Annotated in this window: 19 protein-coding genes; 15 read left to right on the plus strand and 4 right to left on the minus strand. The window is 39.5% G+C overall.

Annotation, left to right across the window (positions count from 1 at the left end; translation table 11 throughout):
* Positions 1–24: 24 nt before the first annotated feature.
* Genes B5D54_RS07110 through fecE form a run of 4 tightly spaced genes read left to right on the plus strand, consistent with a single transcriptional unit; the run spans position 25 to position 3,655 of the window.
* Positions 25–924: a Fe(3+) dicitrate ABC transporter substrate-binding protein gene (locus tag B5D54_RS07110; RefSeq protein WP_078925838.1), complete on the plus strand. Its 900-nt coding sequence runs from the start codon at positions 25–27 to the stop codon at positions 922–924.
* Positions 924–1,925, plus strand: coding sequence for an iron chelate uptake ABC transporter family permease subunit (locus tag B5D54_RS07115; RefSeq protein ID WP_078925839.1), 1,002 nt, complete (start codon positions 924–926; stop codon positions 1,923–1,925). Before B5D54_RS07110 ends, B5D54_RS07115 begins: the two co-directional genes overlap by 1 nt.
* Positions 1,922–2,884 (plus strand): Fe(3+) dicitrate ABC transporter permease subunit FecD, encoded by a 963-nt coding sequence (gene fecD / locus B5D54_RS07120; protein ID WP_078925840.1) that lies wholly within the window; start codon positions 1,922–1,924, stop codon positions 2,882–2,884. The genes B5D54_RS07115 and fecD overlap by 4 nt, the downstream gene beginning before the upstream one ends.
* Before the next feature lie 3 nt (positions 2,885–2,887).
* Positions 2,888–3,655, plus strand: a complete 768-nt coding sequence (fecE, locus tag B5D54_RS07125; protein WP_078925841.1) for a Fe(3+) dicitrate ABC transporter ATP-binding protein FecE — start codon at positions 2,888–2,890, stop codon at positions 3,653–3,655.
* Positions 3,656–3,657: 2 nt separating this feature from the next.
* On the opposite strand, the gene B5D54_RS07130 is transcribed toward fecE, so the two are convergent.
* Positions 3,658–4,374 (minus strand): NUDIX hydrolase, encoded by a 717-nt coding sequence (locus B5D54_RS07130; protein ID WP_078925842.1) that lies wholly within the window; start codon positions 4,372–4,374, stop codon positions 3,658–3,660.
* Between the two features lie 302 nt (positions 4,375–4,676).
* Between B5D54_RS07130 and pncB the strand changes: the two genes are divergently transcribed.
* Entirely contained in the window at positions 4,677–5,984 is a 1,308-nt protein-coding gene (gene pncB, locus B5D54_RS07135) for a nicotinate phosphoribosyltransferase (protein ID WP_078925843.1), read from the plus strand.
* 132 nt (positions 5,985–6,116) lie between these two features.
* Positions 6,117–7,166 carry an oxidoreductase gene (locus B5D54_RS07140; RefSeq protein WP_078925844.1) on the plus strand — a complete coding sequence of 350 codons (1,050 nt, stop codon included), beginning with the start codon at positions 6,117–6,119 and terminating at the stop codon, positions 7,164–7,166.
* Between the two features lie 53 nt (positions 7,167–7,219).
* Here B5D54_RS07140 and B5D54_RS07145 read toward each other — a convergent pair whose 3' ends face one another.
* Positions 7,220–8,242 carry a methyl-accepting chemotaxis protein gene (locus B5D54_RS07145; RefSeq protein WP_115173880.1) on the minus strand — a complete coding sequence of 341 codons (1,023 nt, stop codon included), beginning with the start codon at positions 8,240–8,242 and terminating at the stop codon, positions 7,220–7,222.
* Between the two features lie 391 nt (positions 8,243–8,633).
* The gene (locus B5D54_RS07150) at positions 8,634–9,461 is read right to left on the minus strand and encodes a pyridoxamine 5'-phosphate oxidase family protein (protein WP_078925846.1); all 828 of its coding nucleotides are present in this window, start codon (positions 9,459–9,461) and stop codon (positions 8,634–8,636) included.
* Positions 9,462–9,651: 190 nt separating this feature from the next.
* Here B5D54_RS07150 and B5D54_RS07155 point away from each other — a divergent pair, with 190 nt between their 5' ends.
* From B5D54_RS07155 to B5D54_RS07185, 7 genes are all read left to right on the plus strand, one after another.
* The gene (locus tag B5D54_RS07155) at positions 9,652–10,176 is read left to right on the plus strand and encodes a fimbrial protein (protein ID WP_139364772.1); all 525 of its coding nucleotides are present in this window, start codon (positions 9,652–9,654) and stop codon (positions 10,174–10,176) included.
* Positions 10,177–10,439: 263 nt separating this feature from the next.
* On the plus strand, positions 10,440–10,943 hold the full coding sequence (locus tag B5D54_RS07160) for a fimbrial protein (protein ID WP_078925848.1): 504 nt from the start codon (positions 10,440–10,442) through the stop codon (positions 10,941–10,943).
* Positions 10,944–11,035: 92 nt separating this feature from the next.
* Positions 11,036–13,399, plus strand: coding sequence for a fimbria/pilus outer membrane usher protein (locus tag B5D54_RS07165; protein ID WP_078925849.1), 2,364 nt, complete (start codon positions 11,036–11,038; stop codon positions 13,397–13,399).
* A complete protein-coding gene (locus B5D54_RS07170) occupies positions 13,380–14,114 on the plus strand; it encodes a fimbria/pilus periplasmic chaperone (protein WP_158142142.1) in 735 nt (244 codons plus the stop codon). The genes B5D54_RS07165 and B5D54_RS07170 overlap by 20 nt, the downstream gene beginning before the upstream one ends.
* Positions 14,111–14,620 (plus strand): hypothetical protein, encoded by a 510-nt coding sequence (locus B5D54_RS07175; protein ID WP_078925851.1) that lies wholly within the window; start codon positions 14,111–14,113, stop codon positions 14,618–14,620. The genes B5D54_RS07170 and B5D54_RS07175 overlap by 4 nt, the downstream gene beginning before the upstream one ends.
* Complete coding sequence (locus B5D54_RS07180; protein WP_139364773.1) at positions 14,620–15,624, plus strand: hypothetical protein; 1,005 nt, start codon at positions 14,620–14,622, stop codon at positions 15,622–15,624. Before B5D54_RS07175 ends, B5D54_RS07180 begins: the two co-directional genes overlap by 1 nt.
* Before the next feature lie 19 nt (positions 15,625–15,643).
* Entirely contained in the window at positions 15,644–16,645 is a 1,002-nt protein-coding gene (locus B5D54_RS07185; protein WP_078925853.1) for an OmpA family protein, read from the plus strand.
* 59 nt (positions 16,646–16,704) lie between these two features.
* Here the strand turns inward: B5D54_RS07185 and B5D54_RS07190 are convergent, their stop codons facing one another.
* The gene (locus B5D54_RS07190; protein WP_078925854.1) at positions 16,705–17,901 is read right to left on the minus strand and encodes an EAL domain-containing response regulator; all 1,197 of its coding nucleotides are present in this window, start codon (positions 17,899–17,901) and stop codon (positions 16,705–16,707) included.
* Between the two features lie 183 nt (positions 17,902–18,084).
* On the opposite strand from B5D54_RS07190, the gene B5D54_RS07195 reads away from it, so the two are divergent.
* Both B5D54_RS07195 and B5D54_RS07200 read left to right on the plus strand, forming a co-directional pair.
* On the plus strand, positions 18,085–18,723 hold the full coding sequence (locus B5D54_RS07195; RefSeq protein WP_078925855.1) for a response regulator transcription factor: 639 nt from the start codon (positions 18,085–18,087) through the stop codon (positions 18,721–18,723).
* A complete protein-coding gene (locus B5D54_RS07200; RefSeq protein WP_078925856.1) occupies positions 18,720–22,322 on the plus strand; it encodes an ATP-binding protein in 3,603 nt (1,200 codons plus the stop codon). The genes B5D54_RS07195 and B5D54_RS07200 overlap by 4 nt, the downstream gene beginning before the upstream one ends.
* Positions 22,323–22,342: the final 20 nt, after the last annotated feature.

Below are 22,342 nucleotides of genomic sequence, written 5' to 3' on the forward strand. Positions count from 1 at the left end.
AACATCAGAAATAGGTAAATAATAATGAATGCATTGTTATGGAAACGACTAAGCCTGATTGTGGTTGGCTGGGGGCTGAGTTTTATGGTTTTGGCGGTGACCGTAACTGACAGCCAAGGCTCATTTTCTTTAGATTATGTTCCACAGCGAATTGTGGCATTGGAGTTTTCTTTTGTTGATGCTCTGGTGGCGGTTGAGGTCAGCCCGATTGGCATTGCTGATGATAACGATCCTAAGCGTTTATTGCCCGCAGTATCCTCTCAATTGGGCCAATGGACTTCGGTGGGCACACGTTCGCAGCCAAGTTTAGAAGTGATTGCTTCACTCAAACCGGATTTAATTATTGCCGATGTGGATCGCCACGCAGCGGTATACGCCGATTTAGTCAAAATAGCGCCCACGTTGTTGCTGCCCTCACGGCGAGAAACGTATGAAGATAACCTAAACTCTGCTCAAATTATCGGCCAGGTGATTGGCCGTTCATTACCGATGCAGCAAAGGCTCATGCTGCATCGACAGCGAATGCAGCACTATGCGGCAAAACTGTCTGATTTAAAAAAGCAGACGGTGCAATTTGGTGTAGCCCGAGAGAATGGTTTTTATGCTCATTCGGTGGAATCGTATGCGGGGGGCGTGATCCACGCGTTAGGGCTTCGTGCGCCAGAAGGGTTGAAAAATGAAAATACCTCACGACAAATTAGCTTAGAGCAACTGCTGGCACTTAACCCAGATTATTTAGTGGTGGGAGACTACACCGACAGCAGCATTATCAATAAGTGGCAAGCTCAGCCATTGTGGCGAGTGTTAACGTCAGCTCGCAAGCAACAGATTCTTCACGTCGATGGGAATTTGTGGGCTCGGTGTCGGGGGATTTTAGCGGCCGAATATATGGCCGAGGATTTGGTGATGCGAGTGCACCCTTAATGCCATTATCTACGCCAAGAAGGATTCCCCGTTTATTTATTTTGCTGCTGATGGTGTTAATACTTATCAGTTGGCTTGCTTTGTTTGCTTTTTCCTCGTTGCCGATTTCTGCTACGGATGCACTGAGTACGTTATGGCACATGGATGAACAGCAGGTGGCCCACCTGATTGTACGAGATATTCGGTTGCCACGCACCCTTGAAGCGATCTTGATCGGCGCAAGTTTAAGTTGTGCGGGAGCTCTCATGCAGGGGCTAACCCGTAACCCACTGGCTTCCCCTAGCTTGTTTGGCGTAAATGCAGGGGCAGCATTGGGTATGGCGCTGGTCAGTACGGTTTTTACCAGCACTTTTATACTGACAAGCCAAGTTGCCGCGATGTTAGGAGGGCTTAGTGCTTGGACCTTAGTGATGGTGCTAGGGGGAGCATGGAAAATGGGGTCTGAGCGTGGGCAATTGGTGCTGGCGGGGATTGCCATTTCAGCCTTATGTTCGGCTTTGACCAAAGCGTGTGTAATTTTAGTTGAAGAGCAAGCGGCCAGTGTCATGACGTGGTTGGCTGGTTCGTTTGCTCATGTTGGTTGGGAAACATGGCAAATGAGTTGGCCGGGGCTAAGTGTTGCGCTGGTGCTCAGTATGCTCCTTGCCCCTAAACTCAATATCTTGGTGATGGGCGATGAGCGGGTTAAAAGTTTAGGCGTTAATTTGACCTTATTGAGAATACTGGTTGGCCTGATTGTTCTCACCTTGGTTGGGATAAGCGTGAGTATGGTAGGCGCCATTGCCTTTATTGGATTAATCGTACCCCATATGGCGCGATTTTTAGTGGGTTATGATCACCGTATTCTATTACCTACGGTGATGCTACTGGGGGCAATACTCGCCTTGGCGGCGGATATTCTCAGCCGCATGGTTGTTTTTCCCACAGAAACTCCAGCGGGCGCAGTACTTGCACTGATTGGTGCGCCCTATTTTCTGTATTTAGTGAGGAAACAGCGATGAACCGTGCTTACCCAACGCTAGCGTTCATCACAGGACTGTTGTTGGTTGGTGCCGCCTTGAGTTTATGCTTTGGCGCTGTGAGCCTAACGATTAACCAAGTTTGGGATGGTTTATTTATGGGGAGTGAACACTATTTCACGATTCATGAGTACCGTTTACCTCGCCTATTTATCGCCATACTTGTTGGAGCGATGTTAGCCAGTGCGGGGGTGTTAATTCAGGGGGTGATCCGCAATCCATTAGCGTCACCCGATATTCTGGGCGTGAGCCATGGTGCCAGTTTAGCGGCGGTGGCGTTAATGACCCTCTGGCCCAGTGTGTCCATATACTGGTTACCTGCCGTGTCATTAGTCGGAGGCATTGCTTCGGCATTGCTACTTGCACTGGCGTGTGGTGGTCGTACGGCTCCGATCCGAGTTGCCATAACCGGGGTTGCCTTAGCTGCGTTGTATGGTAGTGCAATCGATTTTCTTATCCTCACCCAGCCTTTGGAAATTAATCAGGCCCTTTTATGGTTAACCGGCAGTTTATGGGGGCGAGGATGGGCGCAGTGGATGATGTTGTGGCCGTGGTGGATCTTACTGCCGATTTTGTTATGGCTCAGTCATGCGTTAAATGTATTAACCTTGGGTGATGAACGAGCGAGCAATCTTGGAATCTCTGTCACTTGGGTGCGAGCGGGCGCTTTATTCGTTGCGGTGATCTGGACCTCGGCAGCGGTGGCGGTTTGCGGGCCCATCAGTTTTCTTGGTTTAGTGGCTCCGCATCTTGCTCGTCAGCTTGTGGGTGGGCAGCATCAATATTTATTACCTACCGCCATGCTAGTGGGGGCGTTATTGCTGCTTGTGGCTGATCTTGTAGCCCGAACAGTTGCACCGCCATTAGAGCTGCCTGCCGGTATCATGACCGCCATCATTGGTGCTCCGTATTTTTTGTATTTACTAATGAGAATGAAATAACCCATGCGTTTAACCACCGAGAATCTGGTTGTTGGATACGGTAAAGGACCGATTGTTAACGACGTCGATGTGACGATCCCTGAGGGAAAGATCACGGCTTTACTGGGGCCAAATGGGTGTGGGAAATCCACGTTATTAAAAACATTGTCTCGAATTTTAAAGCCCCAAAGTGGGCAAGTTTTCTGGGAAGGCAAAGCGGTTCAAAAGGTGCCATCCCGAGTTTTCGCTCAGCAACTGGCATTATTACCTCAGTCTCAGCAACCTCCTGAAGGGGTGAGTGTACAAGAAGTCGTTTCTTATGGCCGTAGTCCATATACAGGGTTTTGGGGGCAGCTCTCAGTACAAGATAAGCGTATTGTCGAGCAAGCCATGAAAGCTACGGGGGTAGAAACCTTCGCTGATAAGCCAGTTATGGATTTATCGGGTGGGCAACGTCAGCGTGTATGGCTTGCGTTAACGCTGGCTCAGGATACGGACTTTATTCTGCTTGATGAACCGACCACGTATTTAGATATGAACCATCAAGTAGAACTCATGAAGCTATTGCGTATGCTCAATCAACAAGGCAAAACCATTGTGACGGTACTGCATGATATTAATCAAGCTTGTCGTTACTGCGACCATTTGATTGTGATGCAAGCTGGTCGAGTGATCAGTGAAGGTTCGCCCCAAATTGTGATGACACCAAAATTGTTAGCAGAGGTCTTTGAATTGGATGCCGAAATTCATCAAGACCCCATTGCGGGCACGCCGATGTGTATCGTCCGTTGATTTTATCCGCGTAAGCAGGTTTGAAAATAAGTGACTTCATGGTTGGCGAGGCGGTACACGGTGGCGGGTTTTCCGCCTTTTCCTTTGCATGAAGCAGCGATTTTATTGGCGCTGACAATGACACCCGTATTAATGAGCCGCCGTTTGACGGTCATACGATTCATTTCTACCCCAAATTTTGCGTAAGCCTCGATGATATCCGCCACCAGAAATTCTTTTTCCAGAGAAAATAAGACCACGGAGGTATATTCGACTGCAGCGCGCAGTTTTTTCCAAGCGTGCTGAATTTGAGCAACATGGTCAAAAGCCAGTTCCATTTCATTATTCAGTAACATCGTCAGGCTAAACCAATTAACACGATCCCGATCGATACCAAAATCCTCAATTTGCTCAACGTTAGAGGGATTAAGCAGCGCATAATGAGAGATGCTAACGCTCCAGCCATCGGGATCGCGCTTAGGGTTACCATCGACCAGTGGGTCGCTAATAAAGTTGGGGTAGGTATGAATTTTTTGTCGGCAAATACGCCGCCGAGCAGAATCGAAATCTTCATCGGCGGGCTCTCCACCACTGGCTGTCATATCTTCATCATACACAAGCCCTCCCGGTAAGGCCCATTGACCACAATCTGGCCGATTCGGGTTACTGCGTTTAACCAACAATGTTTGAATGCCTGTCGACGCGAGGCGCAGACAAACCATATCAATGGTGACAATCATGCTGAGATCCCTGAAAAACAGTGACCTCATTCTAGGCAAGAGCTAGGGTGGGGTCAAATGTAAATAACTATTTGTGACAAACATGTGGTTCAGGAAAGAGATGAGTTTAGTAACGTCTTCATTGAACTATGGTTTTTATCGCATAGCGCCAAATAAGCACATTCACCCTATGGATATAAGGCTGGTGTTAGTTTGTCACAATAGTTGACAAACCTGTAAGGCTAATTTATTGTGCTGGAAAAGTTAGCAACATAATGTTACTAACGTGAAGCTCTGTTAACATTGAACGGAAGGATGGCATAATGAACGCTTGCCTGTTTTCTCCTCACCTTATCCGCAGCTTGTTGGATCTTGATGCTTATAAAATCAATATGATGCAGGCCATTCACTCCTTTTATCCTGACGTCCAAGTGCGTTATGAACTGATTGTACGGAGTGATGAAGATGTCAGTGATCTTTTGGAAGAGGTGCGTGAGGAGATCGCGCATTTGGCCTCTTTACGTTTCTCTGATGTGGATATTGCTTACCTAGAGCAAAGCGCACCTCATCTTAAAGCCTCTTTTTTACAGTCGTTGCGGTATTTTCATTTTCAACCGGAGCGTCAGGTTGAGATGGGGATTATCCAACAAGAGGGAAAGCACCAGTTACGTATTGCGATTCAGGGAGCATGGCGAGATACCATTTTGTATGAAACCTTGGTGATGGCGATCGTCTCTGAAGTTCGTAGCCGCCGCCGATGGGCACAAGTGCCTGCCGAGCTCCCTTTGCAAGTACTGGCAGAAAAAGTTCAGGCTTTAAAAGTCGAGCTTAAAAAACGTGGCATAGAGAATTTTTCATTGACAGAAATGGGGACTCGCCGCCGTTTTTCCAGCCAAGTTCAGCGTGATGTGATTGCTTATCTTCAACAAGAAATACCTGAACAGTTACTCGGCACGAGTAATTACCATTTTGCGCGTGAATTTAACCTTCCTCCTATCGGTACGATTGCTCATGAATGGTTTATGGGGCATCAAGCTTTAGTTAATGTCGGCGATTCACAACGAGTCGCGTTAGAACAGTGGCTCCGAGCGTTTGATGGGCAACTTTCCATTGCCCCAACCGATACGTTAACCATCGATGCCTTTATTCATGACTTTAATGTGCATCTTGCCAAAGCATATGATGGGGTTCGGCACGACTCCGGTTGTCCGTTTACTTGGGGCGATAAAATGATCGCTCACTACAAAAAGTTAGGCATTGATCCTAAAAACAAGCTCTTTATTTTCTCGGATGGTCTGAACTTTGAACAGGCACTATCACTGTGTGAATATTTTGCGGATCGTGTTCGTATTTCATTTGGAATCGGAACCTTTCTCACCAACGATTTAGCGGGCTGGAAAAATGAAGCGGGTAACGCTTATCAACCCCTATCGATGGTCATTAAATTAACCGAGTGTCATGGACGTCCGGTAGCAAAAGTGAGCGATGAACCAGAGAAAGCTATGTGTGAAGACCCGATCTTCCTCGCTAATTTAAAACGGCGCTTTAATATTGAAGTCGATATGGATGCCTTACTGGTTGAATTGCAGCAAAAAAAGCGTCGGCAACGACAATACATTGCCGCCGCATAATAGAGTGACTGAAAACCACCATAACCTATGGTGGTTTTCTTTTTTGAGCGCGCCAACAAAACAAAACTTTACCCGAGCATCGCCATTCGGCATGATGATAAGGGTCGATATGTGTAAAGAGATGAGTGGATAATGACCTATACCCCGATAAAAACCGCCGTCATTGGTTACGGCTATTCTGCTAAAACTTTTCATCTGCCATTTATTCAAGCCTTACCAGAACTGGAACTGTGCGCGATAAGCTCCAGCCAGAGAGCGGCGGTCGAAACAGATTGGGCACAGGCTCAGTGGTATGACAATGCGGAGACCTTGTTGGATGAAAGTCAGGCTGAGCTTGTCATTATCACCGCCCCGAATGATGTTCATTTCCCTTTGGCAAAACGTGCATTAGAAAAGGGTAAGCATGTGATCGTTGAAAAACCCTTTGTTACCCGAATGGAGGAAGGCAAAGCCTTAATCACTTTAGCGCAAGAAAAAGGACTGGTGTTAAGTGTGTTCCATAATCGGCGTTGGGACGGCGATTTCCTTACTGTTAAAAAATTAATTGAAGCAGGAAGTTTAGGCGAGGTTCGCTTATTTGAATCGCATTTTGATCGTTACCGGCCAGAAATTCGTCAGCGTTGGCGTGAGCAGGCACAAGAGGGGGGCGGGATTCTATTTGATTTAGCCCCTCATTTATTAGATCAAGCGCTGGTGTTGTTTGGTCTTCCACAAGCCATCCATGCTCAATGTCGAATGATGCGTCCGGGGGCGACAACCATTGATTACTATAATCTTATTTTGCACTACCCTAATCATTTAGTGCATTTGCATTCCAACTTATACAGCCCCGAGCCCAATCTACGTTATAAGATCTTAGGAACGCTTGCCAAATACGAAAAGATGGGGCTTGACCCACAAGAAGCACAGCTTAAAAAAGGGGTAGAGCCTATCGGTGACCAGTGGGCAAGTGAAGACCCAACTCTTTATGGTCAACAGTATAGTGAGTCAGGGGCTCAGACGATAGCCACTGAGTGTGGTGGGTATCAGCACTACTTTAAAGGCGTTGCGGATGCGATTCGGTTGGGTAGTGAAAACCCAGTTCCTGCTGAGCAAGCATTGCAAAATATTGCTTTGATTGAGCTGGCCTTAGAGAGTAGCCAAACGGGTAAAACGTTGAACGTCGAACATGATTTAGTGTGAGAAGAGTTCAGGTTTGATAAAAACAGGCTCAGTGTTGAGCCTGTATCAATGCATTACTTATCGTCAATAATATCCTGTAGCAGCCTATCAATAGCAGAAACCACATGCTCACTCGCACTTTCCATGGTTTCTAATTTAGAAATTAACTGCGTAAAATCACCATGATGCCCTGCATTAAGCGCTTCTTTACCGGAGTCATGCACTAATCGGTGAGGCTCATCGAGTTGTCCAAAGTGTTGGAGATGGCTGTAGTAATTCGCCCCATTTCCTTCAAAATACCATTTCCCTAATCGACAATCTTTATGGCTGTTCACCTCACTGGTATATTCGCCATGTTCTACATGATGGTAAATGTTATTTTTCCAGACCGCATGATCAATTTTCACGGTATCAAGGAAAGCTCTTGCGGTGGCGACTCGAATCACTTCTTGCATATGCTGAGAAGTGTCTAATACCGCATTAACTACCGTAGCGATTTGTTCAGAAGAACTGGCAACTTCCAAAGAATAGGTCTGGTTTTTACTAATAGACTGCTTAATATTCGACGCTTGTGAGATGACTTGATTAATTAACCCTTCAATTTGATCACTGGCATTATGAGCCTTACTGGCTAATGCCCGAACTTCATCAGCGACGACGGCAAATCCTCGGCCCGCATCCCCAGCCCGAGCCGCCTCAATGGCCGCATTCAAAGCCAGTAAGTTTGTTTGCGCAGAAATTTCCTGAATGGTATTGACTAATTGACCAATAGAATAGGATGTTTTATCTAATACTTCAGCCGCTTGCATATTCGTGCTGGTTTGCTCATTAATGCGTTGGGCTCGTTCCTCTAATCGAGACAATGCGGCATTGGTTTGTGCAAACATATCATCAAATTGCTTTAAAGCATCACGTTCATGGAGTAAATCCTCGGCGCTACTGGCTAAACTGGTTCGAATTGCCTCAAGCATGATTCCGCCACGAAGTTGGCTGCGTAAGAGTGATGCCGTGGTTTCTTGCTGTTGTTTAAGCTGAGCAATTTCATCATTTTTACAAGAGAGCTCATCGAGTAAATCCTGAATTTCTGTTTCGTGCATTGCTTTATGTTGAGCATGGGTATTCTGTAAAAATAAAAAATCCTTTTTTAGTTTTCTATTAAAAATAGAGACACTCCGTTGAAGATAAAATCAATATTCATTGCCACAATAAATATTTAATTGATCAGTTATAATAATTATCTATTGGTTGTATTTATCATTTCTCGAGTGGGGTTATACCATTATTTTAATGGTGAAGAATGTGAGAACTACTGAGAATTATAATAAATAACTGATAAGAGAATAGGTGAAATGATTTGGCATTTATCACGAGATAAAAATTTTTAATAGTGTATTTAAGGTGGAGTCACTAAAGTAATAAATTATTCTTATTATCATTAGTCGGCAGTGACACTCAGCCGCCTAATGATATAAGATCGCATCACATCAATTAACGTATTCCTCTTTTAGGACAAACGACATGTTCGGCTTTCAGGTGATACATCTGAATGTCAGGATGACTAAAAAAACCGACTTCCCAAGGGTTTTTGGCGATAAATAACGCCTGAATCTGCAAAAAGAGTGGGCTGCCTTTGGGCACGCTGTAAACATTGCCACGAATAATACTGTAGTTCCATTCAATTGCCTGCTCAAAGGTAAAGGTTGCTCGGCTATCAATAGCAAAGTAACACCGATTGTCACGGCTAAGAACTTGCCCTTTGAAGGTGCTTGGGAAGGTAATGAAAAAAATGTCGTCCTCAACCGAAGAAAGAAATGCCATGACGGTGGTATGTGGTTGCTGCTCTGCAAAGGTGAGTAATACCCCGATTTTGTTCTCATGCTCTGTGTCATCAATACAAGGTGCCTGAGAAAGCGGAGAGAGTGGCAGTGCATTGGCTGAGCGAAGATCAACCGGAAACTGATAATCTGCTCTTTGATACTCTTTTACGACAGAAATACCGTAATAGACTTGGTACTCAATGGCTTCAACAATCACTTCATTGTCAGAAATTCGACTCACTCTCCCCTTAAATGACAGACGATTGACCTGCAACTCAGCGTCATACTCAGAAACCCCCGTCCGATTATCCAAATGTAGCGTTACCCATTGAGCGTCACTGAGTGCATGGCCATTAGGCAGCAACACTTTTAACCGAATATCAGAAAGAATTTCTACACCACAAATGTAGACATCCATTGCCGAGTCACTCTGTGGGTAAGTGCCGAGTACGGCGAGTACTCGATGCCCGATAAGTTCACTTAATGGTTGATTATTCATAGGTTTCTACAGCCTTATTCATGAGTCAATGTAAGACAGTATAACTCAAGCCAACAGCACTGTAGATGGCTTTTCAACGGGAGAATAGTGCGGCGCTCGGTGGTCAAATTTATGGCGGCATGAAATTTGCTTTATTCCTTTGTGTTAATATTGTGTGATTTTTGTTAATTAATATTGAGGGGTGATGTGTATGAAGCTATCGGGTATTGCCAAAGGCGTTATTGCGGCTCAACTCACTTTTAGTCCAATTTCTTATGCCGCACAGTCTGGGTTGATCACTTTTATGGGGAGCGTTGCGGTTGCTACGTGCGAAAAAAAAATCGCGGTTAATGACTCAGCAAACCCAACCAACCAAATAGAGTTTGGGGCGTTGAATAACAAGCAGCCTGAAACACCGATCCATTTCACTGTCACATCTAAAGGCATTGGAGGAGGGAAATGTATGGCACCAGAAATAGCAGAAGTATCTTGGAGCTCACCGGCCATGAGTTATCGAGGGCTAGAAAATCTTTCCGGAACGGCAGAGGGAACATATTTACAGCTCATGGCCGCCTATCAAGGAAAAGAAAAGAGTATTGATAAAGAAAACTATAAAATCACTTACCCCAAGCCAGAACTGATAAGTAAAGGCATTGATTTTTATGCCACTATACACCGAGGAGAGGGGGTGGGATCTTTTAATACCATCGCTACGGTCAGCATCGTTTATCATTAAACATGATAAATAGCGCCATGCTGAATAGCTTCCTAGAACCATTAAAATTACATTTAGATAATATGAGAAATCCACGGTCTTTTTAGGCGGTGGATTTTTATTGTAACATTTTTAAAGCTGAGGAAAAAATATAGCCAAGAAAATGTAGGATGGTTCCTACACGACGCTCGGAAGATAAGCAATTACAGAAGGGGAGTAAAAACTCTACTATCGTAGATACAAAAGCAAGTCGGCTTTTTAACTACACAGATAGGAAGGTGTTTATGAAACTCACTAAAATTGCTCAATTTATCGCTGTTACTTCTTTATTTTCTGCGGCTTCAGTTTACGCCAGTACCGGAACGATCACCTTCACCGGTGCTGTTACTTCAACCACTTGTGAGATAGTTTTAGATGTTGATGGCCTAACCAATGGTTCAGGAATGATTGACTTAGGCACAGCGGAAGTCAGTGGTGTCGGTACGCTAACAACCATTACCTTAAGCCCGGTAGATCCTGGTACGACAACTCAGTGTACTGGCGTTGGTGAATTAACGATGACATGGCAAGGCCCACTAGGAGCAACGGGTATTGAGAATGCGAATGGTTCGGCAACAGGAACAACGGTTGAACTAAAAGTTGATGGTGGTGCAGCGGTAACAAGCACAAACACAAGCCATGATTTTGATTTGGCGACAGATGAAATCAAATATACGGCTCAACTAAAAGCAGGGGCTGTGGCGGGTACTTATAGTGCCACTACCACATACGCTATTGTTTATAATTAACTCTTCAGTATTTATTTTTGGTTAGACGATTAAAGTAAGGGCTAAAATATATTAGCCCTTATTGTTCTGATATTATGCTTTAGGGTTGTTGTATGAAGAATAAATCAAAATATACAAGTATAGGTTTATTATTTATAGGCTTTAATGTCTGTGCGAATGTAAACAATACATTGTCTTTTGATCTCGATTTTCTTCAAGGGGGTAAAGAGACACCTAAAGTATTCAGATCAACCAGTGGTATTGTAGAAGGCCATTATTTTTCAAATGTTATTATTAACAGTAAGAGTGTTGGAAAACGAAATTTCACAATAACTAAAAAAGAAGAAGTGGAAGATAAGCTTTGTTTAAGTAAGTCGTTTATTTCAGACCTCGATATTAAATTTATACCACAAATAGAAAATTTATATAATACACACTCTTGTATTGATTTTGACGATATGGAGTATGCTTCAGTAAAATTTAATTTATCCGATCAAACCTTGAACATATCCATACCACAACGTTATTTATCAACCGCCAAAGAAGAAACTTATGATTATGGGATTAACGGTATCAGGGTAGGCTATAGTTTTAGAGCTACGACTAATAATTCTGGCGATGAAAGTATTTTTGGCCAATTTAATAGTAAATTAAATATAAATAAATGGGTAGTTAATACGGATTTTACTGGAAGTTGGGTAAATAATGGAACAGAGACAAACATAGCTAATTTATACGCTCAAAGAGTACTGCCTTCTTTAGAAGCTGATCTTTCAATAGGTAAAAAGCATTCAGGGAATAATATTCTTGGTTCGTTTTCTTATGGTGGTATTGGCTTGAAAACGAATAATTATATCAATAGAATGAAATCGAATTATATCCCTCATATTTCTGGGGTGGTCAATAGCAGTGCTCGTGTAACGGTAAAACAAAATGATCGTATTATTTACGCTGAAACGATTCCATCAGGACCATATTTGATTAATGATTTTTCCATTCACGGTTTCGGTGATTTAGTTGTTGAAATTAAAGGTGATAATGGCTATTCAGAAACAAGAAAGTATCCGATTATTACTCTGCCATCGTTATTAAGAAGTACATCATTTGACTACAGTATAGCCGCTGGTAAGCGATTTGACGGTAGTGGTGTTGATGGGTTGTTTGATTCTGACCGTAATTTTATTTTTACCGAAGGTAAATACGGATTCGATGACTACACATTGGAAGGTAGTGTAATTGTTGATGAGAAGTTCAAAGGGATTGGTGCGGGTGCCACTTTTTACCTCGGACGTTTAGGTAGCCTTGCTATTGAAGGAGGGTACTATCATGCCAATTATAATAATTCTCCGACATTAACCGGAAGTAGTATTGGGCTTAAGTATGCGTATCATTTGACCTCTAATACAACACTCCAATTAGCTGCTTATAAATACCAAGATAAAGAGTATACTATTTATAACAATTTTAATCCTGAAGATAATAAAAAAGAAAATAATAAACAAAAAGGAAGGTTTGAACTTTTAATGAGCCATAGTTATAGAAAAATTAATGCCAATCTAATGTTCTGGCAGCAAACTTACTGGGGAAGTAATGACAACGATATAGGTATTAATTCATCTATTAATAGTTATTTCTTTGATAAAGTAACCATTGGGTTGAATGCAAGTTATAGTGAAAATAGAGGAAGAGAAGATTATTCAGCAGGGCTCAGTGTTTCAATCCCTTTATCTTATAATGAAAATAATCACTACCTGATGGCATCGGTTTCAAGCAGTAAACATTCGGATACGGTTTATAGCACAAATGCAAGTGGGCAATTATCCGACCGATTAAGTTATTCAATGAATCTCAATGATAGTGGTATTAATCTCAATTCAAGTTACCTTTTCGATACCGTGAATATGAGTACAGGGATCAGCTATCATGATGGAAATTCATTATTCTCCGCTGGAATATCAGGAGGGGTAGCGTGGACAAATCCAAGTGGGATCATTGCGTATCGACACCGAGCAGATACCGTTGCACTTATTGATAGCAGCGGGGTGGATGGGCTATCTATCAAAGGTTCCGTAACGAATGATCAAGGGTTTGCTTTAGTGAGTGTGAGTCCATATCGAAATAATAATATTAATATTGATCTTGATACTCTTCCTATTGATATAGAGATAGATCATCGACAGCATACAGTTGTACCTGTTGAACATGCGATTGTTTTGAATAAAATAAAAACAAGAAAAGTATTTCGATATATTATAAAAATAAAAGATAAATATGGTGATATCATTACTTCTGGTGATGTAGAGTCTAATGGTATGGTCATTGGAAGTTTATCCCCCAATGGTATGGCTGTACTGTCAAATTCAGAACAGATAAAAAATGCCTACTTGATCATAGATAAAGATAATAATAAGTGTAATATTGATCTAAGTAAAATTAAATCTAATGAGAGGAAGGTTTATGAAGTGGTTTGTCACTAAAATAGTAACGTTTTTTTTATTTTTACCTATATCATCGTCTATTTATGCAGCCTTTGTATTAGATAGTACTCGTTATATTTATAAGGAAGGGCAACCTTCCATGTCACTCTCTCTTTCTAACTATTCCGATAAACTTTTTGGTGGACAGGTTTGGATTGAAAACACCCATGACACGGAAGATATTCCTTTCTCTGTTATTCCTAATATATTTACTTTGGATAGTAAGAAAAAACAGAAGATACAGGTCTCAGTGTTAGAAAGTGACGACTTAAGTAAGAATAAAGAAATGTTATTTTGGCTTAATGTACAGGAAATCCCTCTCAAATCTACAGAAGAGGAAGGAGAAAGTAATATATTAAGGATGGCCGCAAGAACCAAGGTGAAGTTTATTTATAGGCCAAAAGAAATTCAAAATAATCGAGAGCAGGCAGAGGAGGGGATTACTATAGAAAAATCTGAAGAAATTCTAGTTTTTAATAATAATACCCCTTATTACTTTGCTATAGTAAAAGTTAATCAACAATCAGTGAATGATCTATCACTCACTTCTTTTTCTCCATATAGCCAGGCTCGTTATGCATTACCTAGTATGGATAAGAATAGAAAAATAATAGAATTCAGTGCCATTGATGATTGGGGAGAAGTTTATGCTTATCGATGTGATTTATCTAGAACACAGAATCAATGTCGACAAGTAAAAAAGGATAGGCCATGAAATCTATATGTCGAGCATTGATATCATTTTTTATCATGGGCTATGCTGAAGCCGCAGAAATAAGTGGTACTTCAGTTTCAGTAGCATTTGAAGCAATGTATATATCCCCCTCATGTACATTGATTATGCCCCACACGGTAGATTTGGGTATTTTCCCTAAAGGAATAACGGAAGATATCCCTAACCTTTTTGATATCGAAATCGATTGCCAGAACAGTGGAAATTTTGGCAGCTATAGAACTTGGCTTGTGGCAAGTTCTATAGCATCTTCGGTTGATAGTACTCAAATTCCATTAACGTCAGGCAGTACACTCTCATTGTTTCTAACCGAACCTAATGGAGGAAAAAATCCCATTATATTTGATGGCACAACAAAGTTTTGCATCAATAATCATCCTACACAAGAGAATATGAAATGTTCGGTTTCTCCCAAGATTGATATTCCCAACAATGCAGGGTCTGGTTTTTTTTCATCTTCTATTATCATTACAATGGGGTATGATTAATGAATAGAATAATTATAGTGATTATGTTTATTATCACCGCTCTCTTTCCATTAATGAGTTACAGTTATGGAGAACGTTTTTATGCTGGTTCGAGTCCTTCTTCTAAAGTATTAGAGATCCAAGATTATGAAACGTTTACCTTAAAAATAGTGTTGTTGGATTTGTCATTTATTGGTATCCCTAATAAAGAGTATTGGGAGTATATATCAAATGGGGACAGTTTCACATTATCTTATGTTATTGAAGAAAATGCGCATCGTTCTGATGGTTTCGGAATTAGTTTAAATAATCAATTACTCTCTTCGAGTATATCTGGAGCGATTATGGATAGCCCGTTATATCCTTCTCCTGATGGAGTCCAACAGTATATAAAATTTGTGAATGGTTCTGAAGTTAATCTTTTTATAGAATTGCCTCAAGATTATTATCTTAGAGAAGATACCCGTGGAACTGGTCAATATATGGTTTATTATATGAAAGGAGGTGCTTTAGGTATGAAAAATACTTGGTATTATTATCATGTTTCTGCTCTTGATGGTTTTCAGCTTTATGAATTTCATACAGAAGGTATTCTTACTGATGCTAATAATCAAACCGTAGGAGGCGTGACGGGATACAGACCTTATTTCCGTATTTATGTAACCAAAACGCATAAAACATTGCATTTAAAAACAGAGACTAAAGTTGATTTTGGAAATATTATCCAAGATGGTGTTGCAAAAGAAACAGAAATTAAATTGTTACATATTAAACCTGTATTGGGTAATCAAGAGAGCCATGTTCATACGGGTCTCGCAGAGTTTATTATGGAAAGTGAGTTTACGGCTAATTGCGGAGGTCCTAAAATTAAATTCGATTCAGGAATGTCTAGTGAGTTAGCGTTTAATACTTATTATGACCTTGCTCTATTAAATCACCCCCTAGGTGTACAGTGGGTATCTAGTGGAAACTGTTCTCCTGGACCTGCTAATGAAATGAGAAGGTTTACCGTCAGATATAAATAACCGTATATTAGAGACTACCATGAAAAAAAATAAACATATATTTATTCTATCTATAACAATTTTTTCTAATACGATTTATGCTTCTGATTTTACTGATGATTTTTGGTATATTGGTGGAGAAATAGGACGTAGCCATTATATCAATAGCCATGGCCATGTTTACTCTGATAATAATGTGATTGGTGCCTATGTGGGTTACCAATTCTCACCCTATTTATCGGGGGAGTTAGGCTATCATTATCTTGGTGATGTGAATGGACTTATTCCTGATAATCAGGAATATTGGAAGGCTCGTTATCAGCAATTATCGTTTTCATCAAATATCTCTTATCCAATAACAGATAAGTTTTATCCTTATTTAAAAATAGGGTTTTCTGGTTGGTTTGGTAGCGAAAATGACCATTATTTTGAAGGGTTAGCTCCTGTTTTTGGTGCGGGTTTTTCCTATACTATTCATAACAATATTGCAATTCGAATGCAGTATCAGTTTATTGACTCTATAGGGAGCAAATCTGCAATAGAAGAACTCGATCTTAGTATGGTGACATTGGGGGTTAGCTGGCTTTTCTCAACGAAGAATGAAGTGATAACAGAAACGATAGTGACACCGAGTTTCAAAAAAAGCCTAGATGATTACCCAGAAATGAAACCTGAAATCGAAATAGAGAAAATAATACCGGTTAAAAACCCGTTAGAAGAAAAATCAACCCTGTTTTTTGCATATGACTCACCGATACAAGCAAGCGAAGAGTATTTGTACCAAGTCGCACAATATATGCTAGAGAACAAAAAAATTCATATTATGATTGATGGACATACCGATAGTGATGGTAATGAATCATATAATAAAAAACTTTCAGAGCAGCGTGCGGTAAGAATTGCCTATTACTTGATTGAACAAGGCGTTTCTCATTCAAGAATCACAACGAGAGGTTTTGGATCTTTACACCCAATAGCGAATAATAGATTGTTAGAAGGGCGAGCGAAAAATAGACGAGTTGAACTGAAATTTTCAGAATAATAATATTATTTTTTCACTACCCCATAGATTTTCTATTTATCATTAAAAACACAGATTCATCACACATTAAAATACGTCGTCATTAAATTTTCTTGAACCAATGGTTTGGAAAAATAAAATCCTTGTACATAACAACATCCTAGCTGTTTCACTAACTTTAACTGTTGTTCTGTTTCAATACCTTCAATAACGAGATCCATATCTAAATCTTTCGTAAGAGAGATAACGCTTGATACTATCGATTCTAGCTTTGGATCGGTGGCTAAATTGCTAATGAAACTTGCATCAAGCTTGACTTGTGAAAATGGTAAGCTAGACAGTCTGGCTAAAGAGGAATAGGCAACACCAAAATCATCAATGGCGAGTTGGCAGCCTAGTATTCGTAATCGAATAAGGTTTTCTAGATTCGTTGAAAGTGCTGATATTAGAGACGATTCGGTAATCTCAATAGTAATTAAATTGGCGGGGACTTGGTACTCTGCGATTATCTCTGATATTTTATAAACCACATGACTATCATTGAGTTGAGAGATATCTAGATTGTAGGAAATACTTAATTTTTCCCCTTTACTATATAGCTTTTTCTGTAATTGTATTCCTTGTTGAAAAATCTGTAAAAACATATCATCAATCAATTGGTGGTGAATTAGCTCATGAATAAAGTAACTTGGGTTGAGGGTTCCTAAGTGAGGATGGTTCCACCTAGCTAATGCTTCGACGCCAATCATTTCATTGTTACAGATATCATATTTTGGTTGAAAATAAGCAACAAACTCTTGATTTAATAAAGCATTATAAAAATCTTGACATTGTAACTTAAGAGGTGTGAAGGATAAATTTTCCTTATTTTTTTTGATGTTTTGACTTTTTAATGCTTTATAACGTTGAATAATGGATTGCAGCTTATAGCGGGAGGGGGTTTTATCGAGATCGCCTAGATATTGATAACCAAGAGATTTAATCATTTTATAAACAGAATCCCTTAATTCTTTCTCAATCGTACTGAAAAGAGCCACGCTATGAATTTGATAACCCCTTTTTTTGGATTCGTTGAGAAAGGAAAGACCATCTTGTCCTGGCATCATCAAATCACAGATGACAATATCAATAGAGTGATTGTTTGCTAGCCAATCAAGCGCGTCTGGCGTGTTACTGAAGCTGGTTATGTTATTACAATGTAATGATTTTAAATTATGCTCAAGAACTGAGCGATAGAGCTCATGATCTTCAAGCACCAATATTCTTACAGTGTTCACTGGCTATACCTAATATGTTGATAGTCGCATTATTGTTAATAAGAGCTTATACCAACAGGATAAAATTTAGTATGGTTAAGTCGACATATTGTGAATAGGATTATTCCTAGCATCGAATAGGGTTTATCCTACATTTTTTCTTAAATGTAAGATGTAGGATTTCTCTTAAAAAAGGAGAAAGCTATGGATAAGAATAGAAAAAAGAAAATCATTATTATTGATGATCACCCTGTTGTTGTGATGGCGCTAAAAGCGATGTTAGAGCAGAATGATTATCAGGTCATCGCTACCACAGACAATGGTGTAGATGCATTAAAATTGATCAAAGAAAAGCACCCTGATGCGATTATTTTAGATATTGGTATCCCTAAACTCGATGGCTTAGAAGTGATTAACCGTCTTGCACATTTACCCGATCCTCCTAAAGTGCTAGTGCTGACAGCTCAACCTTCTGATTATTATGTAAGCCGTTGCGTTCAAGCTGGGGCCGCAGGTTTCGTTTCTAAAAATGAGGAATTGACAGCGGTAATTGCTGCGCTTAAAGCCATTACTTGTGGTTATGCTTTCTTTCCTAATCAATCGAAATTTAATAGTTATCAGGGGGATAAAAGTAATGAAAAACTAGGTTTGAAAAAATTGTCAGGGAGGGAAATGGCTGTTTTTCAATTATTGGTAAGTGGCTTAACCAATAAAGAAATATCAGAAAGAATGTTACTAAGTAACAAAACGATCAGTACATATAAAAGTAAGATATTTGAAAAGTTAAATGTTAAAACACTGGTAGATCTGATTGAAATAGCAAAACAGAATGGGATTATATGACTAAGAGTATTGGTAGTATCATTTTTTTATTATTACTCACTGTTTCCTACACGCTAAATGCTGAACAAAATTCATATAAGCGCTTAAATATTTTTAGTTATCTTGGATTTTCAATACAAAAAGTAGATGAGGAGATAATCCTTTCCTTCAAAGATAAGTACAAGAAAGTTATCGTTGGGGTACTTAATGAGGATGATCCCCCATATAATATGTCAATGAATGGTTCTGGTTATTACTTTGAAGGAATTGCTGCCGATTATTTAAATTATATCTTTACAGCGTTAGATGTAAGCTTTGATATTATTTTATTTGATGATAAAGATGAACTGATCAAGGCATTACAAGAAGGAATCATTGATATAGTAACTTCTGGACATGTCTATGATTCAGATTTTGAACACTTATCCAGTATTCCTTATATTGAAAGTGTTTTTTTTGTTTATGCAAATGATTATAACACGAATGTTAATAATATTGCTATTCAAAATGGATATATTCAACTTGATGATATTGAACATTTATTTAATAAGAGTCATGTTTATAAATATGACTCTTATTATGAAGCAATACAGTCTACCGTGTTGGGGAGATCGGATGGTGTTATTTTAGATGTGTTTTCTGCTAATTACCTATTAAAAGATTTATATAAGTCATTGAAATTAAATTATTTTGTTGATATTAAACCCTATCAGGCTAAGTTTATTTTTAGTAAAGATAATTTTTTATTAAAAGAAACCTTCGATCTTGTTTTATCTTCCATTTCTGACAGTGAGCATCTCTCAATAAAAAATCGATGGGGCAATAGTTTTCAAGCCATATCAGAGATTAATGATGGGCTCAGCCTTTCAGAATCAGAGAAAGAATGGTTAAAGGCGAATAATACTTTAAGGGTGGTTGTTAACGAATTTAATGCTCCTGTCAGTTATTATGATAAAAATGATATTTTTAGTGGTTTTGCTGCCGATATTCTGGATGTGATTAAAGTTAAATTGGGTATTGATATTATTATTATACCCGTGAAGAATCTAACAGAAGTTGAATTATATTTAAAAAATGATAAGGCTGATATTGCGTTGCTTTCTCCCTCAGAGCGTCGAAGTGAGAACTTTTTATTTTCAAAAAGTATTTCACATGCATACTTATCTTTAATTACTCTTTCATCAAATGCAGTTAGTTCTGATTTTAAGATAGAAAAATTAGCTTTAGCTGAATCGAATGTTGCGAATGATATTAAATACAAGGTGTTTCCTTACGCTGAAGTGAAATTAGTCCCCAACTATTTAGAGGCCATGGATTTGATTGTTGCAGGTAAAGTAGATGCAACGATGGTAACTTTAGGTGTTGCTGACTATTATATCCAACGATATTTTCATGACCGTTTAGGTGTGAGAGAGATTTTCTATGATCTTCCCCCAGTAATGATTTCTTTTGCAGCAAAAAAGAAAAACTCAGAATTAATTTCTATTTTAGATAAGGCAATTTTAGTTATCTCTCCCGATGCTCTACAAACGGTAGATAATCGTTGGCGACGTAATGCGGTTCCTGGACAAGAGAACTGGCGTGATTATAAAAACACCATATTTACTATTTTTATTTCATCAGTCATATTAATTTTAGCCTCATTAGTCTGGGCTCGATTTACTCGTAACCACTACCTAAAAAGGCTCGATATTACGCAAGCACTTAAATATCATTTAAAATTTATGCAAGAGGTCATAGACAGTATCCCTCATCCTATTTATGTTCGAAATTCAAAGCGTGAGATTGTGCTCTGTAATGAAAGCTATCGTAAAATATTTAATCTTCCTTTACCTACGGATGATAAATTTTATAAATTAGCAAAAATGACCTGTTGTACTATGGTGAATATTCATAAAGATTATTATGAAGCGATTAGAGATAGAAAAGCTATTTATAAAGATAAACAACTGATCATCAATGGTCAAATTGTTCATATTTATCATTGGTTTCAACCATACTGTGATCATGAAGGAAATATAGCCGGTGTTGTTGGGGGTTGGATTGATGTTTCTGAGCGTATTCGTTTATTAGAAGAACTCATGCTGGCAAAAGAAAAAGCGGATAATGCAAGCCAAGCAAAAACCAATTTTTTAGCGACCATGATTCATGAGATCCGTACCCCGATGAATGCCATTATTGGTTTGTTAGAGTTGGCGATTAAACATTCAGATAGGGGAGAAACGGATGTTGAATCAGTGAAAATCGCCCATACTTCAGCAAAAGGGCTTTTGGCACTCATTGGCGATATTTTAGATGTAGTTAAAATAGAGTCAGGGCGGTTAGATTTAGTGCCTAAAGATATTAATATTAGGCAAAAAATCACTTATGTTGTTCAGGTTTTTGAAGGGATAGCGAAGCAAAAAGGATTAGAGCTGACTCTATCTTTTGATTCTCAGGTTCCTTCTTTTGTTATATTAGATTCATTGCGAATAAAACAAATTATCTCTAATATTTTGGGTAATGCAATAAAATTCACTGACCAAGGTTTTATTAAACTGTCTGTTTCGATACTAATAAATGATGATGGAAAAGAATGCTTAAATATAAAAATATCTGATTCAGGTGTTGGAATTCCGAATGAGATAAAAGAAAATATTTTTTCACCCTTTATCCAATCGCATAATAATGACAAAGGTGGAACGGGGTTAGGGCTTAATATTTGTTATTCGCTATGTAAATTAATGGGAGGTGATATTTTTATCGAGAGTGAAATGGATAAGGGAACTACGGTGGATGTTATCTTACCGCTTATTATTTCTACTCAGGAAGGTGATCAAGACTCAGAGATTCACCGAATGGAAGTCTCAGAAACAATACTGACGTCTAAATATATCCTTATTGTTGATGATAATAAGGTCAATCGCTTGCTCTTATCCCAACAACTTGCTTATCTTGGCCATGTTGTTGATGAAGCGGCGAGTGGTAAATTAGCGTTAGAGCGATATGAAGAAAATAGCTATCACGCTGTGATTACGGATTGCACCATGCCTGAAATGGATGGTTATGAATTAGCTCGGCATTTGAGAAATGTTGAGAAAATAGAGCACAGGCATCCGGCAATTATTCTTGGCTATACCGCTAATGCGCAGTTAGAAGTAAGAGAAGCTTGTATAGAGGCCGGTATGGATGATTGTTTATTTAAACCACTCAATTTAGATGATCTAGATAGCGTGTTGAAAACCTATTTTTCAGAAGAAGTGAAAGTGGACGAGGGAAAACCATTGATTTCTGCCAATCATTTAACTCCCTGTTTTAAACCAGAAAGTTTAGAACGCTTATTAGGTGGTGATACGTTGGTTGCGAAACAGATATTACATGAACTTGTAACGGTGAATCATGCTGATATTGCTGAGCTAACCGCAGCGGTGGAACTTGAAGAGAGCAATGAAATTCGAAATATTGCCCATAAGATTAAAGGGGTATGTCGGATGATCGAAGCGTCTGATTTGATGGAAGCGTGTGAGCGGCTTGAGCGCTTTGAAAACGTAGAGGCGCTTCCTGAATATTTTGCTGAAGTGAAAAAACAAGTACAGCGCTTAGAAGAAGAAATTCAGCTCTATCTTGAGAAGAGTCGGTAGCCAGTAAGAGTAAGGGGAGT

The sequence above is a fragment of the Vibrio cincinnatiensis DSM 19608 genome (assembly GCF_900167345.1).
GTDB lineage: Bacteria > Pseudomonadota > Gammaproteobacteria > Enterobacterales > Vibrionaceae > Vibrio > Vibrio cincinnatiensis.

Bases quoted from the DNA above. Each gene is read 5' to 3' on its own strand.
- B5D54_RS07110 (WP_078925838.1), top strand. From the start codon at position 25: ATGAATGCATTGTTATGGAAACGACTAAGCCTGATTGTGGTTGGCTGG.
- B5D54_RS07115 (WP_078925839.1), top strand. From the start codon at position 924: ATGCCATTATCTACGCCAAGAAGGATTCCCCGTTTATTTATTTTGCTG.
- fecD (WP_078925840.1), top strand. From the start codon at position 1,922: ATGAACCGTGCTTACCCAACGCTAGCGTTCATCACAGGACTGTTGTTG.
- fecE (WP_078925841.1), top strand. From the start codon at position 2,888: ATGCGTTTAACCACCGAGAATCTGGTTGTTGGATACGGTAAAGGACCG.
- B5D54_RS07130 (WP_078925842.1), bottom strand. From the start codon at position 4,374: ATGATTGTCACCATTGATATGGTTTGTCTGCGCCTCGCGTCGACAGGC.
- pncB (WP_078925843.1), top strand. From the start codon at position 4,677: ATGAACGCTTGCCTGTTTTCTCCTCACCTTATCCGCAGCTTGTTGGAT.
- B5D54_RS07140 (WP_078925844.1), top strand. From the start codon at position 6,117: ATGACCTATACCCCGATAAAAACCGCCGTCATTGGTTACGGCTATTCT.
- B5D54_RS07145 (WP_115173880.1), bottom strand. From the start codon at position 8,242: ATGCACGAAACAGAAATTCAGGATTTACTCGATGAGCTCTCTTGTAAA.
- B5D54_RS07150 (WP_078925846.1), bottom strand. From the start codon at position 9,461: ATGAATAATCAACCATTAAGTGAACTTATCGGGCATCGAGTACTCGCC.
- B5D54_RS07155 (WP_139364772.1), top strand. From the start codon at position 9,652: ATGAAGCTATCGGGTATTGCCAAAGGCGTTATTGCGGCTCAACTCACT.
- B5D54_RS07160 (WP_078925848.1), top strand. From the start codon at position 10,440: ATGAAACTCACTAAAATTGCTCAATTTATCGCTGTTACTTCTTTATTT.
- B5D54_RS07165 (WP_078925849.1), top strand. From the start codon at position 11,036: ATGAAGAATAAATCAAAATATACAAGTATAGGTTTATTATTTATAGGC.
- B5D54_RS07170 (WP_158142142.1), top strand. From the start codon at position 13,380: ATGAAGTGGTTTGTCACTAAAATAGTAACGTTTTTTTTATTTTTACCT.
- B5D54_RS07175 (WP_078925851.1), top strand. From the start codon at position 14,111: ATGAAATCTATATGTCGAGCATTGATATCATTTTTTATCATGGGCTAT.
- B5D54_RS07180 (WP_139364773.1), top strand. From the start codon at position 14,620: ATGAATAGAATAATTATAGTGATTATGTTTATTATCACCGCTCTCTTT.
- B5D54_RS07185 (WP_078925853.1), top strand. From the start codon at position 15,644: ATGAAAAAAAATAAACATATATTTATTCTATCTATAACAATTTTTTCT.
- B5D54_RS07195 (WP_078925855.1), top strand. From the start codon at position 18,085: ATGGATAAGAATAGAAAAAAGAAAATCATTATTATTGATGATCACCCT.
- B5D54_RS07200 (WP_078925856.1), top strand. From the start codon at position 18,720: ATGACTAAGAGTATTGGTAGTATCATTTTTTTATTATTACTCACTGTT.